General features: G+C 57.9%; 12 protein-coding genes. 9 read left to right on the top strand and 3 right to left on the bottom strand.

What is annotated here, in order from left to right; all coding sequences use genetic code 11:
• The first annotated feature begins 2 nt into the window (after nucleotides 1-2).
• The 3 genes from ACQ7C1_RS07420 to ACQ7C1_RS07410 are packed head-to-tail and all read left to right on the top strand — an operon-like array spanning nucleotide 3 to nucleotide 4,390.
• Nucleotides 3-1,457 (top strand): sugar transferase, encoded by a 1,455-nt coding sequence (locus ACQ7C1_RS07420; protein ID WP_430957818.1) that lies wholly within the window; start codon nucleotides 3-5, stop codon nucleotides 1,455-1,457.
• A gap of 46 nt (nucleotides 1,458-1,503) precedes the next feature.
• Complete coding sequence (locus tag ACQ7C1_RS07415) at nucleotides 1,504-2,547, top strand: UDP-glucuronic acid decarboxylase family protein (RefSeq protein WP_430957817.1); 1,044 nt, start codon at nucleotides 1,504-1,506, stop codon at nucleotides 2,545-2,547.
• Nucleotides 2,548-2,551: 4 nt separating this feature from the next.
• A complete protein-coding gene (locus ACQ7C1_RS07410) occupies nucleotides 2,552-4,390 on the top strand; it encodes a glycosyltransferase family protein (RefSeq protein ID WP_430957816.1) in 1,839 nt (612 codons plus the stop codon).
• A gap of 174 nt (nucleotides 4,391-4,564) precedes the next feature.
• On the opposite strand, the gene ACQ7C1_RS07405 is transcribed toward ACQ7C1_RS07410, so the two are convergent.
• On the bottom strand, nucleotides 4,565-5,341 hold the full coding sequence (locus tag ACQ7C1_RS07405) for a response regulator transcription factor (protein WP_097601716.1): 777 nt from the start codon (nucleotides 5,339-5,341) through the stop codon (nucleotides 4,565-4,567).
• A 556-nt stretch (nucleotides 5,342-5,897) separates the two neighbouring features.
• Here ACQ7C1_RS07405 and ACQ7C1_RS07400 point away from each other — a divergent pair.
• From ACQ7C1_RS07400 to ACQ7C1_RS07375, 6 genes are read left to right on the top strand one after another with little or no spacing between them, the layout of a single operon-like run.
• Entirely contained in the window at nucleotides 5,898-6,404 is a 507-nt protein-coding gene (locus ACQ7C1_RS07400; RefSeq protein ID WP_085777572.1) for an acyltransferase, read from the top strand.
• Nucleotides 6,401-7,438, top strand: a complete 1,038-nt coding sequence (locus ACQ7C1_RS07395; RefSeq protein ID WP_430957815.1) for a Gfo/Idh/MocA family protein — start codon at nucleotides 6,401-6,403, stop codon at nucleotides 7,436-7,438. Before ACQ7C1_RS07400 ends, ACQ7C1_RS07395 begins: the two co-directional genes overlap by 4 nt.
• Complete coding sequence (locus tag ACQ7C1_RS07390) at nucleotides 7,435-8,538, top strand: DegT/DnrJ/EryC1/StrS family aminotransferase (RefSeq protein ID WP_430957814.1); 1,104 nt, start codon at nucleotides 7,435-7,437, stop codon at nucleotides 8,536-8,538. Before ACQ7C1_RS07395 ends, ACQ7C1_RS07390 begins: the two co-directional genes overlap by 4 nt.
• Nucleotides 8,528-9,244: an acyltransferase gene (locus ACQ7C1_RS07385; protein ID WP_097601719.1), complete on the top strand. Its 717-nt coding sequence runs from the start codon at nucleotides 8,528-8,530 to the stop codon at nucleotides 9,242-9,244. Before ACQ7C1_RS07390 ends, ACQ7C1_RS07385 begins: the two co-directional genes overlap by 11 nt.
• Nucleotides 9,241-10,212 (top strand): NAD-dependent epimerase/dehydratase family protein, encoded by a 972-nt coding sequence (locus ACQ7C1_RS07380; RefSeq protein ID WP_097601720.1) that lies wholly within the window; start codon nucleotides 9,241-9,243, stop codon nucleotides 10,210-10,212. The genes ACQ7C1_RS07385 and ACQ7C1_RS07380 overlap by 4 nt, the downstream gene beginning before the upstream one ends.
• Nucleotides 10,209-11,426 carry a DegT/DnrJ/EryC1/StrS family aminotransferase gene (locus ACQ7C1_RS07375; protein ID WP_430957813.1) on the top strand — a complete coding sequence of 406 codons (1,218 nt, stop codon included), beginning with the start codon at nucleotides 10,209-10,211 and terminating at the stop codon, nucleotides 11,424-11,426. The genes ACQ7C1_RS07380 and ACQ7C1_RS07375 overlap by 4 nt, the downstream gene beginning before the upstream one ends.
• 71 nt (nucleotides 11,427-11,497) lie before the next feature.
• On the opposite strand, the gene ACQ7C1_RS07370 is transcribed toward ACQ7C1_RS07375, so the two are convergent.
• Nucleotides 11,498-13,006 (bottom strand): O-antigen translocase, encoded by a 1,509-nt coding sequence (locus tag ACQ7C1_RS07370; protein WP_097601722.1) that lies wholly within the window; start codon nucleotides 13,004-13,006, stop codon nucleotides 11,498-11,500.
• A 199-nt stretch (nucleotides 13,007-13,205) separates the two neighbouring features.
• Nucleotides 13,206-14,522, bottom strand: coding sequence for an SLBB domain-containing protein (locus ACQ7C1_RS07365; protein ID WP_176536413.1), 1,317 nt, complete (start codon nucleotides 14,520-14,522; stop codon nucleotides 13,206-13,208).
• Nucleotides 14,523-14,795: the final 273 nt, after the last annotated feature.

Here is a 14,795-nt window from a genome sequence, read left to right as displayed (position 1 = left end):
TCATGTCCCTATTTGCGCCGTCAGCAATCACGTCCGACCTGCGGAAGACGAAACCTTTCGTGGCAAACCCCACACCGACCGCCGAATTCAGCAAGCGGGCAGAGCTGAAAATACCGGTTCCATTCAGGCGCAGGTTGCCTCGGCTCGCTACGTCGTCATTTCTGATTGCCGGCGACATCGCAAGCTACCTGATAGCCTATCTTCTTCTCCTGCCGTTCCTTTCGAACTCTTCGGAGAACATGGTGCTGGAGCGCGCTTTCGCCGTCGCAGCGCTGGCAGCAATCGTTCTTTATGCATCGAACGCGCTCTATCCCGGATATCGGCTTCACGACCACGAACATCTGCGCCGCCGCACGACAGCATCCTTCAAGGTGGTGGTCATCGCAGCGCTTGGGGCGATCCTTCTGCCGGAAGGACTAGGAGTGCTGCTTCCAATCATCGCCTTCATGGGCCTCGGATTGGTTGTTCAACCTCTTATGCGTGTGGCCGCACGAGGACTGTCCTGGAGGCTTGGTATATGGGGTGAGCGGGCAGTGATCGTCGGTGCCCGCAATCGCATCCCTGCGCTTGTGGCGTATTTCTCAGAGCATTGGCACTATGGCATTCGGCCGGAATTCTCTTCTCCCGATACCTCGGAAGTATCACCCGACGGCGGGCCGTCAATTGCCTTGATAGCTGACGATACGGGCTCATTTGTCGCCGACTTGGCAACGATGCGTCGCCAGTTCGCCGAAGTCATCCTCCTCTCCGACACGCCGAACTTCAAGATAACCGGTTTGCGACCGGCGGACGTCGGCGGAGAGATCGGTGTTCGCTTGGCCGTCGGTGGGAAATCGGCAAGCTCGAACCTGGTTCGTCGGGTCCTCGATCTCGTGATCGCTATCCCGGCAGCGCTGGTGCTGATGCCCTGCATTCTGGTTGCTGCCGCCGCTATCTATGCCATCGATCCGGGTCCAGTCTTCTTCAGACACGCCAGGGAAGGCTTGTCCGGCAAACCGGTGCGCGTCCTGAAACTGAGGACGATGTACAGAGATGCGGAACAGCGCCTCGAAACATTGTTCCGGGACAATCCGGACATACAAGCCGAGTGGTCGAACCACTTCAAGCTTCGGCAGGACCCGCGCATCCTGCCGGTGATCGGGCATGTCCTTCGCTCATCGAGTTTCGACGAACTCCCGCAGCTGGTGAACATCATTGCAGGAGAGATGTCCTTCGTGGGACCGCGTCCCTTCCCGGAATATCACCTTTCGGCGATGGATAGCGAGTTTCGTGCCAAGCGGCGCTCGGTAACGCCGGGGCTGACGGGGCTTTGGCAGATATCCGAACGAAGCAACGCGGATATCGAACTGCAGCAGCAACTCGATGAGTTCTACATCGACAATCGATCCTTGTGGTTCGACTGGCACATCCTTCTCAGCACAATTCCTGCGGTCCTGAAAGGCAAGGGAGCCTGCTGACATGTTCTCCATCCCTGTGGGCAAACATTAACAACGGAGCAAATCAATGCACGGACAGAAGCGAATTATGGTTACCGGCGGCACCGGATTTCTGGGATCATTCCTGTGCGAAAGGCTTTTGCGAGAGGGCAATGACGTCCTCTGCGTGGACAATTTCTATACCGGCTCGCGCGATAACGTACTGCACCTTCTTGACGATCCTCGTTTTGAAATACTCCGCCACGACATCACATTCCCGCTTTATGTGGAGGTCGATGAGATCTATAACCTCGCCTGCCCAGCATCTCCGGTCCACTACCAGCACGATCCGGTGCAGACCGTGAAGACCAATGTGCATGGGGCGATCAATATGCTCGGCCTGGCCAAGCGCACAAAGGCAAAGATCTTCCAGGCATCGACAAGCGAGGTCTATGGCGATCCGGCGGTTCACCCGCAGCCTGAGGAGTATCGCGGAAGCGTCAGTCCGATAGGCCCGCGGGCATGCTATGACGAAGGCAAGCGGTGCGCCGAGACACTGTTCTTCGACTATCACCGTCAATATGGCGTGGAAATCCGGGTGGCGCGGATCTTCAATACCTACGGGCCACGAATGCAGACCAATGACGGCCGCGTCGTCTCCAATTTCATTGTTCAGGCGCTTCGCAACGAGCCGATTACAATCTTCGGCGACGGCAGGCAGACACGGTCGTTCTGCTACGTGGACGACCTGATCGACGGTTTCATCCGATTGATGGCGGCGCCCGCCGGGGTTACAGGACCGATCAATCTCGGCAATCCAGGAGAATTCCAGGTTCGGGAATTGGCAGAAATGGTGGTGGAAATGACCGGATCGAAGTCGGGCATCGTCTTCAAGCCTCTGCCGATTGACGATCCGACACAACGCAAGCCCGACATCAGCCGCGCAACGCAACAACTGGGCTGGCAGCCGAAGGTGAACCTTCGTGAGGGGCTTGAGAGAACGATCGCTTATTTTGAGTGGAAGCTTTCCGGCGGAGTAAACAACAGGTTCAACGTCAAGTCCCGGCAAGTGCCCTATCCGCATCTGGCCTCTGCGAGCGTCGAAGTCAATGCTCCCGAAGCCATTCGATAAGGACATGAGCAGCAAGGCCGATCATCGGAAACCGCGGCTCGTTTTCTTTCAATGGGACCATCAGCCCAATGCGAACGCGGCCGGTTACCTGCTGCTGCACATGCAGCAGCAGGTCAAATGCCTCGCCACACATTTCGATGTCTTCGTCGTTAACCGCGACTGCGATTATGCCGAGATCTGCGACAGATACCAACCGGATCTGACGTTGTTTGAAAGCGGTTACCGATCGCATGGCTCACGTCGGATAAAAATCAGCAACACCAATACCCATCTCGCCGTTCCGAAACTTGGTCTTCATAACGCAGATGCATGGTGCGATCGACGCGCCGGCTTCCTTTCCGACATGGAGCAGTGGGGCATCGAGACGTATTTCGCGATCGCAACCATGGCGCCGGAGTATATGCCGGCGGTGAGGGAGAATCTGTTCGTCTGGCCAAATTTCATCGATCCCGAGGTCTATCACGACTACGGGCAGCAAAAGGTCATCCCGGTCACGCTCACGGGTCAGGCCTATGGCCTTTATCCCTGGCGACAGACAGTTTTTCCGATGATCCGCGACCGGTATCCCTGTCTGGTCTCGCCGCAACACGCCTATGAGAGCAAGCTGGCTGCCCAGCTCCTCTCTGGAGAAGCTTATGCGCGGGCGCTCAACGCGAGCTTTGTCGTCCCCACCTGCGGCACCATGGGCGGCGAGGTCGTACGCAAGCATTTTGAGATCCCCGGAGCAAAGGCCTGTCTCGTGACGGAGCGTACGGCAGCAGTGGAGGCAGCCGGCTTTGTCGACATGGAGAACTGCCTCTTTGTTGACGGCCGCAACGTGGTCGAGCGACTGGATTATCTTTTTGCCCATCCCGACGAAATAAGACGCATCACAACAGCCGGTTTCAACTTGATCCATTCACGTCATACGTTGAGCCACAGGCCGCAAATATATCAGTGGTTCATGCTGAACAGAGGCCTGCAATTCGGCGAAAAGATCATCCAGTCCGGCCCGTTCGGCGATCTTACAAAGGTCAGGCGTATCTCAAAGCAAGAGAGCGTCCATATCGTCGGGCAAGCAAGCGATCGTGTCTTGCTGAAGCAGGGGGACCTGCTTCTCCAACAGGGTAGGGTGGAGGAGGCCAAGCACTGCTACCTCAGCTGCCTCGACTATGTAACTTACCTGCCCGAAGCGAAATTGCGCCTTGCCGTCTGCGCATTGCAGGAGGGTGACGCCGATCGCGCCTATGACCTTCTGGTGGACCTGATCAAGGTGACCACCATCGAATATGGGGCACGCGATCCGGATCCGGTCGAGTGGGCCTACTTCCTTCTTGCTTTGATCTGCAGAGGCCAGTTTGAGCGGGCGCGGAGGCTGCAAAACTTCTATCCTTCTCTGTCGCATGACGAGTTCAGACGCGCGCGCCTCGTGATCGCTGAACTCGCTCGCTCAGCCGATGGGGTCGTCTCAGGACGGCATGGCATTGATCGGAAAAGCATTCATCAGCTTCCTGATCGAACCGATTCCGAGTGGCTTGCTTGGTTCGCCGATACTCTTGAACAGTGCCGGCAGCCAGATTTTGCAAGCGTTGTTCGTCAGGTTCGGGCTGGCGCAAGCGGTGGTGAGAAAGTAGCACCGCCACAGTTCAAACCTGATGCTGGTTGGCGCCTGCGAGTCTATTCGGGCATAGATGGCCTAATGATCAAGCTGCGCCTGAATGGGTTGAGGCCGAATGTGCCGCCTCTGCCGGAGTTCCGATATTTTTGGCATCTTGCGCGGCGTCTGGTCCCCCATTCGCAGAAAGCTCAGTTGAGCAAGATTCGGCTGGCGCTTTCCAAGCGTCCTTTGGGCACCGGCAATTAGCTGTGGGGAAATGCCACTGCGATAACAAGCACCTAAAGCGTGACACGCGAATCCGGAAGATCGCGGCACGCTTTAGATGATCGACTCGGTGGCGTATTTCCGTGCCGCCACCTCTAGAGAGAAAATGTGCTGGCGATGCGAAGCAAGGTCTATCGGCTGACCGCATCGGCACCGTCAGTTTGCTGCTAAGCCGCCCGAAAGATTACTTTGAAAAAGATCGTTGAGCTTGAACACGACTTCCGTTCTGTTAGTCGCCTTGACCTTTTTCATGATATTGCGGACATGCACTTTCACCGTGCTTTCTCTGAGATTGAGCTCGTAGGCGATGATCTTGTTCGCCTTTCCGCGTCGGAGCGCCTCCACCACTTCTGCCTGACGATCGGTGAAGATGCCGGAGAGCGGACGGGCGGTCGAGTTGCTCGAGTCTAGCAGGTGACGCATGGCGAACAAGGCGCTTGCAGGCACGAATATTCCTCCTGCCACCGACAGCGCGATCAGCTCCATGCAGACGCTGACGCTGACCGAGGCGGGTATGAACCCTTTGGCGCCGTACTCAAGAGCCCTAACGATTTGGCCGAAGTCGTCGCTATCGGCCAATACGATAAGGGGTGTAGACGCGAATTCCGAAGAAAGTTTGCGGATTTGCTCCGAAACGGCTGGTTCATCGACCTTTTTGCCGCCGATGTTCAAGAGGATTGCTGCAAGCGGAGCGTATTCGTCGCGCTTCTGCTTCCACTCCTCAATCGATCCAAACGCCAGAATCTGCAGGTCCGCTTTTTGCGCAGCCATGCATTGCGCCAGGCATTGGCGATCAAGTTCACGATTGTCGAGAATGACAAGCGAATGCGTTTGTCCCGCCGACAACGCGAGTGTGTGCGCGTTATTTTCTATCCTATGAAGAGGTACGTGTTCCTGCCTGAGGTCCAAATTCGGTATAAGTGCTGAATTCACAGCTTCACCCTCCCACTAACACGTTACGCTTCACTACGACCCGAGTACCGACCCCTCTCAATACGGGGGTTTGGGAAACTCTAAAGTAGGAATCGAATACCACAATTCGCGGAACGTTACAGTAGCTAATATAGGCTAAGTACAGCACAACTTACCGTATCGAATTTAAATCCGAAGATAAGCCTGAGTATAGACTTAGGTCTTACTACGATGTCTTCCAGATAGTCTATGTTATTATATTTCCGATTTGCCGCGGGCCACTAAACACATGGAAACAATCGCTGTCTTCGGCGTAGGCGCGGCGACGGGTAGGGAGGATGAGCCCGCCACCAATGCTGGTGCAGGGCATACACCAGGGCGTAAGTCGTCATAAGTAGATACGCCTTTAGGTGAGTAAGCTTAACCGTTTTGTTTCTTTACTCGGATGACGAAAACAATTCTCTTTGAAGTGTAGAGAAATATTTGTCCTGTTGGTTTGAAACCTTGGACGCAATCGCCCGATTGTTTGTTTTAACTGAAAATCGGGCCCTGTTAGGAGTAGTAGGGGTTTTCAGGGATGATTGCATCAAATGTCAAGCTGGGTGACGGTAGCGTCATCCACCATCGAGATCTCGTGAATCTGTATGGCTGCACGATCGGCGCAGGAACGCGCATCGGCACCTTTGTCGAAATTCAGAAGAATGTCGTAGTCGGGAGAGACTGCAAGATTTCCAGCCATTCCTTCCTCTGTGAGGGCGTGACACTGGAAGACGGCGTGTTCATCGGCCACGGGGTCATGTTTACGAACGACACCTACCCGCGCGCCATTAATCCGGACGGCAGCCTGCAGACGGAGACCGACTGGATACTCATCCCTACACTCGTCAAGCGCCACGCGTCGATCGGCAGCAACGCCACCATCCTGCCCGGCGTGACCATCGGAGAGGCTGCGCAGGTCGGCGCCGGAGCGGTTGTAACAAAGGACGTGCCAGACGGCGCCATCGTCGCGGGCGTTCCGGCCAGGGTAATCGGCCGCGTCAATGACGGACCGGTAGACATGTTTGCGTTGGGAGAAATGGAATGATCGGTATCGCTGTTGTCGGATACGGGTATTGGGGTCCAAATCTGGTTCGTAACATCTCTGAAGCGGCCGGCGCCCACCTTGTTTCAGTCTGTGATCTCAATGTCGAACGGTTGGGGGCCGTCAAAAGCCGGTACCCCGCAATAACGGTCACCGACAATTTCGAGGAAGTTTTGCGCGATCCGAGAGTCGACGCGATCGCCATCGCGACGCCGGTCTCGACGCATTTCAAGCTTTCAATGCAGGCGATGATGGCCGGAAAGCATGTTTTTGTCGAAAAGCCGATGGCAGCGACGGCGGACGAAGCGTCACGAATGGTCGACGAAGCTGCGCGCCGACGCCTCGTGCTGGCCGTGGATCATACCTTCGTCCACACCGGCGCCGTGCGGAAAATGCGCGAACTGGTCGAAAGCGGCCTTGGCGACATGTATTATTACGACTCGGTTCGGGTCAATCTCGGGCTCTTCCAGCATGATGTCAGCGTCATCTGGGACCTCGCGGTGCACGATCTTTCCATCCTGGACCACGTCCTGCAGGAAAAACCGGTGGCCGTTTCCGCGACGGGCATGAGCCACGTGCTCGGCGAGCCGGAGAACATCGCCTATCTGACGCTCTTTTTCGAGAGCAAGCTCATCGCGCACATCCACGTCAATTGGCTGGCGCCGGTCAAGGTGCGCCGCACGCTGATCGGCGGCAGCAACAAGATGATCGTCTATGACGATCTCGAGCCCAGCGAAAAGATCAAGGTCTATGACAAGGGCATCACCATGTGCCCCAATTCCGATGCGTACGGCGAGAAGGTGCATCAGATGCTGGTCGGCTACCGCAGCGGCGATATGTGGGCACCCAAGCTCGATATGACCGAGGCATTGAAGCGCGAACTGGATCACTTCGTCGAGTGCATCGAGCAGAATTCCCGGCCCATTACGGACGGGCATGCCGGGTTGCGTGTCGTTCGAGTCCTTGAAGCCGCAAGCCGTTCGCTCGCGCAGCGCGGTCGTATCATCGAGCTCGAAGAGGCGAGGCGCATCGCATGATCCCCTTTCTGGACCTCAGAGCACAATATCAATCCATCAAGAGCGAAATCGACGCCGCCGTGCTCGGCGTGCTCGCCTCTGGGCAATACATACTGGGCGAGGAAGTCATCCGCCTTGAGCAGGAATTTGCGGATTATTGCAACGTCAAACACGCGATCGCCGTCAACACCGGGACGAGTGCCCTGCATCTGTCCTTGCTTGCGGCGGGTATTGGTCCCGGCGATGAAGTCATCACCGTGCCGTTCACCTTTGTCGCGACTGTGTCGGCGATCTGCTATACGGGCGCAACACCGGTATTCGTCGATGTCGAGCCGGTGACGCTTACGATGGATCCCGCTCAGCTCGAGGCGAAGATTACCTCCCGGACCAAGGCGATCATTCCCGTCCATCTCTACGGCCAGATGGCGGATATGGATGGCATCATGGCGGTCGCCGATCGCCACCGGATCCCGGTCATCGAGGACGCCTGCCAGGCACATGGCGCCCGGTATAAGGGCGCGCGCGCCGGCAGCATCGGCGCGTCTGGCTGCTTCAGCTTCTATCCGGGCAAGAACCTCGGCGCCTGCGGCGAGGGCGGCATCGCCGTCACGAACAGCGATGAGCAGGCCAAGACAATGCGCATGCTGCGCGACTGGGGTCAGGAACAGCGCTATCACCATCTGCTGAAGGGCTTCAACTACCGCATGGATGCCATCCAGGGTGCAATCCTGCGCGTCAAGCTCCGGCATCTCGAAGCCTGGACCGAAGCTCGCCGTTCGCATGGCCGCCGCTACTCCTCGCTGCTTGCAGGATCGCCGCATTTGCGAACGCCTGTCGAGGCTGCCGAGCGGCGGCATGTCTACCATGTCTATGCCGTCAGAAGCAGCGATCGCGACGGCCTGCAGCGTGTGCTCACAGCAGAGGGCATTCCATCCGGTCTGCACTATCCTATTCCCGTTCATTTGCAAAAGGCCCATGCCGACCTCGGTTACCAAGCAGGGGACTTCCCGGTCTCGGAAGCCGCCGCACGCGAGGTTCTCTCCTTGCCGATCTACCCTGAAATGCCCGTACAGCACGTCGATCAGGTCGCGGCTGCGCTGGAGTATGCCTATGTCAGCTAGTCCACGCGAGGCTCGTGTCGTGCAGGCCGTCCACGGCCGCAGCCAGAAGCCGGCAGATCCAGCCTATCAAGCGGGGCTCGCCGAAGAGCTCAGGCAAGCATATGGGCGCGCCGGCCTGATCGAACTCTACGGCCGCTTCGCGACAGGCGACGGCGTCGTCGACGCGCTGATGCGCAAAGCCATCTGGCGGGCTATCACGCGCAGCTGCGGCGAAGGTCTGCAGGTCGCAGGCGGCGCCGGTTTCAAACATCCGGAAACCTTCGAAATCGGCAATGGCGTGTTCATCGGCGCTCAGGCCTACATCCAGGGACGTTACGATGGCACCTGCGTCATCGGCGACAATGTCTGGATCGGCCCGATGGCCTATTTCGACGCGCGCGAACTTGTGATCGAGGATTCTGTCGGGTGGGGGCCGGGCGCCAAGGTGCTTGGCTCGACCCACACCGCACTGCCGATAGACGTGCCGATCATCCGTACGGATCTTGAAATCAAGCCGGTCCGCATCTGTGCCGAGGCCGATATCGGAACGAATGCGACCATTCTTCCCGGCGTGACCATCGGGAAGGGGGCGATCGTTGGAGCGGGTGCAGTTGTCGTTTCCGACGTCGAGCCGTTCTCGGTTGCCGCCGGTGTACCGGCGAAATTCATACGTTGGCGTTCGGAGAATGATCCGATGACGAACATGTCGCGTAAGGAAAGATCATGAGAAACAAACGGGTGCTCATCACCGGCGGTGCCGGTCTGATCGGTTCGCATATTGCCGATCTTGTTGCATTGGAAAAACCTCGCGAGATCATCGTCCTCGACAATTTCGTGCGCGGGCGCCGGGACAATCTCAGCACGGCAATATCAAGCGGCTCCGTCAACATCATCGAAGGTGATATCCGCGACAGGGCACTGCTGGCGAAAACCTTCGAAGGCGTCGACGTCGTCTTTCACCAGGCGGCGATCCGCATCACGCAATGCGCGGAAGAACCGCGGCTCGCCTTCGATGTTCTGGCCGAGGGCACGTTCAACGTCCTCGAAGCTGCCGTGAAGGCAGGCGTGTCGAAGGTCGTTGCTGCTTCCTCCGCCTCGGTGCTGGGGCTGGCCGAAAGCTTCCCGACGACCGAGCAGCATCATCCCTACAATAACCGGACGATCTATGGTGCGGCGAAGACGTTCAATGAGGGGCTGCTGCGCAGCTTCGCGGAAATGTATGGCCTGCGCTATGTGGCGCTGCGTTATTTCAACGTCTACGGACCGCGAATGGACGTTTACGGCGCCTATACGGAAGTGCTGATCCGTTGGATGGAGCGCCTGGCGGCTGGAATGCCGCCGCTCATTTATGGAGATGGCAGCCAGACGATGGACTTCGTCGATGCACGCGACATCGCGCGCGCAAACATTCTCGCCGCAAAGAGCGACGTCACGGACGAAGTATTCAATGTCGCGAGCGGGCAGGAAATAAGCCTCCTGGAACTCGCTCAGATGCTGAGCAGCGTCATGGGCGTTTCACTCGAGCCACAGCACAAAGAAGCCCGGACCGTCAACGGCGTAACCCGTCGTCTCGCTGATATCAGCAAGGCCGAACGGCTCCTCGGTTTCAAGGCAGAGATATCAATGGAACAGGGGCTTCGCGATCTCGTTGCCTGGTGGCAGCAACAGACCGCCGCGGGAGGGGCGGCAGCATGAGCTCACCTCAATCCACAATTCCAGTCGCCAAACCCGTCCTCGGAGAGGAAGAGGCCGAGGCCGCACGCCGGGTCATCCTGTCGGGGTGGGTCACGCAGGGGCCGGAAGTCGCGGCATTTGAGAAGGAATTCGCGGCGTTCGTCGGCACTGAGCACGCCTGCGCCGTTTCCAACTGCACGACCGCGCTTCATCTCGCCTTGATGGCGGTTGGCGTAGGTTCCGGTGACGAAGTCATCACGGTCAGCCATTCGTTCATCGCCACCGCGAACGCTGTTCGATACTGCAATGCGGTGCCCGTCTTCGTCGATATCGAGCCGGATGGCTACAATATCGACCCCAGCTTGATCGAAGCGGCAATCACGCCCCGCACCAAAGCAATCCTGTGCGTGCATCAACTCGGCATGCCCTGCGATCTCCGTTCGATCGTGGAGATCGGCAAGCGCAATTCGATACCGGTTATCGAGGATGCGGCCTGTGCGACGGGAAGCGAAATCCTGTGGGAAGGGCGTTGCGAAAAGATCGGCAAACCGCATGGCGATATTGCCTGCTTCTCTTTCCATCCCCGAAAGGTCGTCACCACCGGTGATGGCGGCATGCTGACGACTCTGAATCCGGAATATGACCGAAAATTCCGGCTGTGGCGCCAACATGGCATGAGCGTCACCGACGCTGTCCGCCATGGCTCCAAACAGGTGATCTTCGAGGACTATGATGAGCTCGGCTATAACTACCGTATGACCGACCTACAGGCGGCGGTCGGACGGGTGCAACTGCGGCGGCTGCCGGAGCTGGTTGCACAGCGACGGCGATTTGCCTCGCAATATTGCGAGAGGCTATCCACGATCCCAGGTCTGTCGGTTCCGACCGAGCCCCGCTGGGCTCGCAGTAACTGGCAAAGCTTCTGCGTGAGATTGTCGGACGAAATCGACCAGCGAGCCGTCATGCAGGCGCTGCTCGATCAAGGAATATCGACGCGGCGCGGCGTGATGAACATTCATCTCGAGGGCGCCTATTCCGGTCAAAACTCCCATCGCATCGCCACCAACCTGCCGAGAAGCGTTTCTGCGCAGCAGCAAACCGTCATCCTGCCGCTTTATGCTCAGATGACGGAGGCGGATCTCGTCAGGGTCGTCGACACATTGCGCCGGGCCATCATCGACGTCAGCACCGGGCGCGCCGCCCATCAGCCCATTGAGCACGTCGTACCTGCCTGAAGTGACGCCTGCACGAGGCGGCATGTCGATACAACATCAGAAAAGCGCGCATCATCTGAAGCGCGCTTTTCTCATGCGAATTTCGTGATCCATCCTCTGACGATTGCGGGCACCGATTCCGGCGGAAGCAGTTTGACCAACATGCGTAGCGAGTAAAGCCCTGTCACGACTGCTGCGACGCAGCCGATCACCATCGCCGCCCATGACGGTAACAGGAAAAAGGCTGAGACGACCAGTCCCGATGCCGGCAGGAAGAGAAATGCGTGCCTGCGATTGGCGCGCGACCAACGAAAGCCGGTGAGGCGATACACGATCACGTAAATCAGAATACTATGCCAGACGTAGAGGCCGAAGAACGCCGCGCCGGCTCCTGTCGTGCCGAACTTTGATACGAAGAGCCACGCCAGCCCCACATGCACCAGCGTTGCTGCGACCTCGGTCCAGAAGAAGATCGTCTGCGCACCCTTCGCCAGGACGATGAAGCCCATCGGCCAAGCGACGATCCTGAGCATCATTCCAAGGCAGATCCATCGCAGAAGCTCCACGGCCCCATGAAACTCCGCGGAATAGAACATGCTCATCACGAGCGGGGCGAGGGTCAGGGTGGCGATCAGACCGGGGCCGGCCAGTAGCATGCTGATTTCCGCCTGCTCATTGACCAGCCGATTGCACTCGACATCGTTGTCCACGATTGCGGTCAAGCGCGGATAGAAGTCTGTCCCCATCGCCTGCAGGATGAAACCGGCGTAGAGGCCGCCAAGCGCCCAGGCTGCCTGGTACAACCCCGCCGCCACAACGCCTCCTTCATTCAGCACGATGATGCGGATAGCATAGGCCGCGCCGAAGGTCAGAAGTCCGCTTGCCATGAAAGCGACGCCGAGCCTGAACAGGGCTTTCGCTTCTCGGCCGAACTGGCGCGCCGACATCGGCGGTGGCTGCGTGGATATTTGTTTGCTGTACCACCAGGTGGGAAGAACCGAGACGGCCGCGATCGCCACGAGAGAGGGTACAATCGCCTTTTCGCCGAACAGATAAATCAACGGGATGCTGACAATCGTGCCGAAGAGTCCGGAGAGCACGTTGATGCGGGCAAGATTCGCAATGCCCCGCAAGCCCTGGATCAAAGCAGCCTGTCCGGCAGACACAATGCGAAAGAATACGGCGAGGGAGAGCAGCACAATGCCGCCGACGTGCTGGTAGTCGCCGAAGGTGAGATTGGAGACCGGAAAGGCCAGCACCGCAAGCAACAGCCCGCCGAACAACCCGAGCACCAGCGAGATGCGTCTGAGCGCTGTCGCCGACCGCGCGATCCTCTCTCCGTCGTCGGCGCCCGCCGCCTCGGCGACCCGGCGCACACCGCTGCTGCTCACGCCCAGACCAGCTATTGCCTGCGCGATATCGAGGATTGCCCCGTAAAGGCCGATAAGCCCCACTCCTTCCGGCCCGAGCAGAACAGCCAGGGCTTTGTTGCGAACGATGCTGAGAGCGACATTCACCAGCGAGGAACCGCCCATCAATATCGTCGACTTCAAGATTTGGGTATAAGACTGACCGCTGGGTGGGATCATGCGCAAGGTCATCAGATATCCCTAGCTTTTATCCTGTCGGGCAGCATCTCCGACGCTTTACCCCGGGCCCGGCGCCCAACGCAGCTTCGGAGATGCGCGGCGCGCGCGGTCTTCTTGAGACCGTCATATCGCTCATGATATTCGAGGCGGCGGGATCTCACATCTCTCGGTCTCACGGCCGCTTTCACCGTGATCGTGCTTTCGCCACAGGTCACTGGCTTGCCCGATTTGCAAGCGTCTCTGGCTCCATCTCCCCAGATTGATCGGAGGTGGGCTCGGACGGCTCGTCCGAAATTTGCGGCCGAACAACTCTCACGACGTCACCCGGCGCTAGCGTCGTCGTTTCTGAGGCTTGGAATTGATCGATTCGTCCTTCGTTACGCCGGCTGACGGTAAAAGTGATCGGGAGCTCCACGCTGCGGTTTTTCAAGCCGTCGTCGGCAGCAAGTTCATCGATAAGCAGCTTCTGCGTCATCTCACGCTTCATTTTGAGCTGATCGAGATTTGCCCGTTCCGCCTGCGCTTCGACCGCGACTTCGCTCCGACGCGTGTCGGACAGGCCCTCGAGGTTCCGCGTTGTCTCGCTAACTGCCTGACGACCCCGCATGATGGCGGTAACCAGGTCGAGCTTGTCGGAACGGTAGGTCGTCAGCAACCGTTCCAGGTCCAACTGCCTCGACGAGATCGTGAGGCCTTTCTGCACCAGGGACTTGACGCTGGTCAGCTGGTCCTCAACTGATTTGATATTATCGTCTGCGCCCACCAGTTTCTCTTCCAAAGTCGAGATTTCGGTGGTCAAAAGTTCGCGCAGTTCCGTGAGCGCCTTTGACTGCCGCTCCAGCGCATTTGCACGAGCTTGAAAAATGACCCTCTCCTCGCTGTATATCCCAGCGGAAAATTGCTGATCGGCGCCCGCCGCCTGATCGAAGGTAATTTCCTTCGCACCGGCCATCTCGGCCTGGAGTCGCGACAGTTTCGCCGTGCTGCGCAGGATGGAGTGATCGATTTCCCGCAATTCGCCGACGAGCTTGATCGACTCCGTTTGCAGCGGAGTTTTAGAGCGAAACGGGCCGCCGCTCATAGCCAGGGATTGCAGAACGGTAAGCCCGGGACGAAATTTATATTCTCCGGGCGTGGTGACGTCTCCCACAACATAGATTGGTGGATATTCGAGAATTTCGATCGTGACCGCGGGTGGCTGAACCAACCCGATTTTTTCCTGCAGGCGCTTGGCGATCTCGTTTATGAGATTGGTTTTTTCGAGATTGCCGACGGAAAGGGATCCGAGAAAAGGCAAGAAAAGCGTGCTCTCATCCGAGACCGTGTATTCGCCGCCAAGCGCATCCCATCGTTCATATTGGCCTTTGGATTGCACCCATTGGACGATCGTCAGACGGATTTTCGTTTGCGGAGGCAAGGACGCGCTATCGGCGAGAGCCGGCGACATCGCTCCGCCAAGAAAGGCGAGTGCGCCGATGGCAAACGTCGTGCGAAAGAGCAGCTGGAGGATGCGGTGCGATGAATTCATATACATATCTCGCCTGCGAAACATTCTTCAACGGATGCTGATCCAATCCCTTGACGCTGTTCGACCGCCGGCCGGCAGGTCCGAAGCCACATCGTTAGTGTGCAGTCTGGCGAAGGCTTGAGGAAGGTGAAGGTCGTTTGCTTTGCCTCATCACTATTGATGAGATAGGGTGGGTGCCTCAGTCTAAATCGAGCAGGAGCGTATATCTCGGAGAGGTATCATCCTGAAAAATCACGCGATCATGCACGCAGGAATAGGCGCACTCGCATCGAA

Origin of the sequence: Rhizobium sp. Nf11,1 (assembly GCF_050587665.1) — a bacterium.
Taxonomy (GTDB): Bacteria; Pseudomonadota; Alphaproteobacteria; order Rhizobiales; family Rhizobiaceae; genus Rhizobium.
The sequence above is the reverse complement of the archived record's forward strand: the minus strand, read 5'-3'. Positions and strand labels throughout refer to the sequence as shown.

Excerpts from the sequence above, each read along its gene's own strand:
- ACQ7C1_RS07420 (WP_430957818.1), top strand. The coding sequence starts at position 3 with ATGTCCCTATTTGCGCCGTCAGCAATCACGTCCGACCTGCGGAAGACG.
- ACQ7C1_RS07415 (WP_430957817.1), top strand. The coding sequence starts at position 1,504 with ATGCACGGACAGAAGCGAATTATGGTTACCGGCGGCACCGGATTTCTG.
- ACQ7C1_RS07410 (WP_430957816.1), top strand. The coding sequence starts at position 2,552 with ATGAGCAGCAAGGCCGATCATCGGAAACCGCGGCTCGTTTTCTTTCAA.
- ACQ7C1_RS07400 (WP_085777572.1), top strand. The coding sequence starts at position 5,898 with ATGATTGCATCAAATGTCAAGCTGGGTGACGGTAGCGTCATCCACCAT.
- ACQ7C1_RS07395 (WP_430957815.1), top strand. The coding sequence starts at position 6,401 with ATGATCGGTATCGCTGTTGTCGGATACGGGTATTGGGGTCCAAATCTG.
- ACQ7C1_RS07390 (WP_430957814.1), top strand. The coding sequence starts at position 7,435 with ATGATCCCCTTTCTGGACCTCAGAGCACAATATCAATCCATCAAGAGC.
- ACQ7C1_RS07385 (WP_097601719.1), top strand. The coding sequence starts at position 8,528 with ATGTCAGCTAGTCCACGCGAGGCTCGTGTCGTGCAGGCCGTCCACGGC.
- ACQ7C1_RS07380 (WP_097601720.1), top strand. The coding sequence starts at position 9,241 with ATGAGAAACAAACGGGTGCTCATCACCGGCGGTGCCGGTCTGATCGGT.
- ACQ7C1_RS07375 (WP_430957813.1), top strand. The coding sequence starts at position 10,209 with ATGAGCTCACCTCAATCCACAATTCCAGTCGCCAAACCCGTCCTCGGA.
- ACQ7C1_RS07370 (WP_097601722.1), bottom strand. The coding sequence starts at position 13,006 with ATGACCTTGCGCATGATCCCACCCAGCGGTCAGTCTTATACCCAAATC.
- ACQ7C1_RS07365 (WP_176536413.1), bottom strand. The coding sequence starts at position 14,522 with ATGAATTCATCGCACCGCATCCTCCAGCTGCTCTTTCGCACGACGTTT.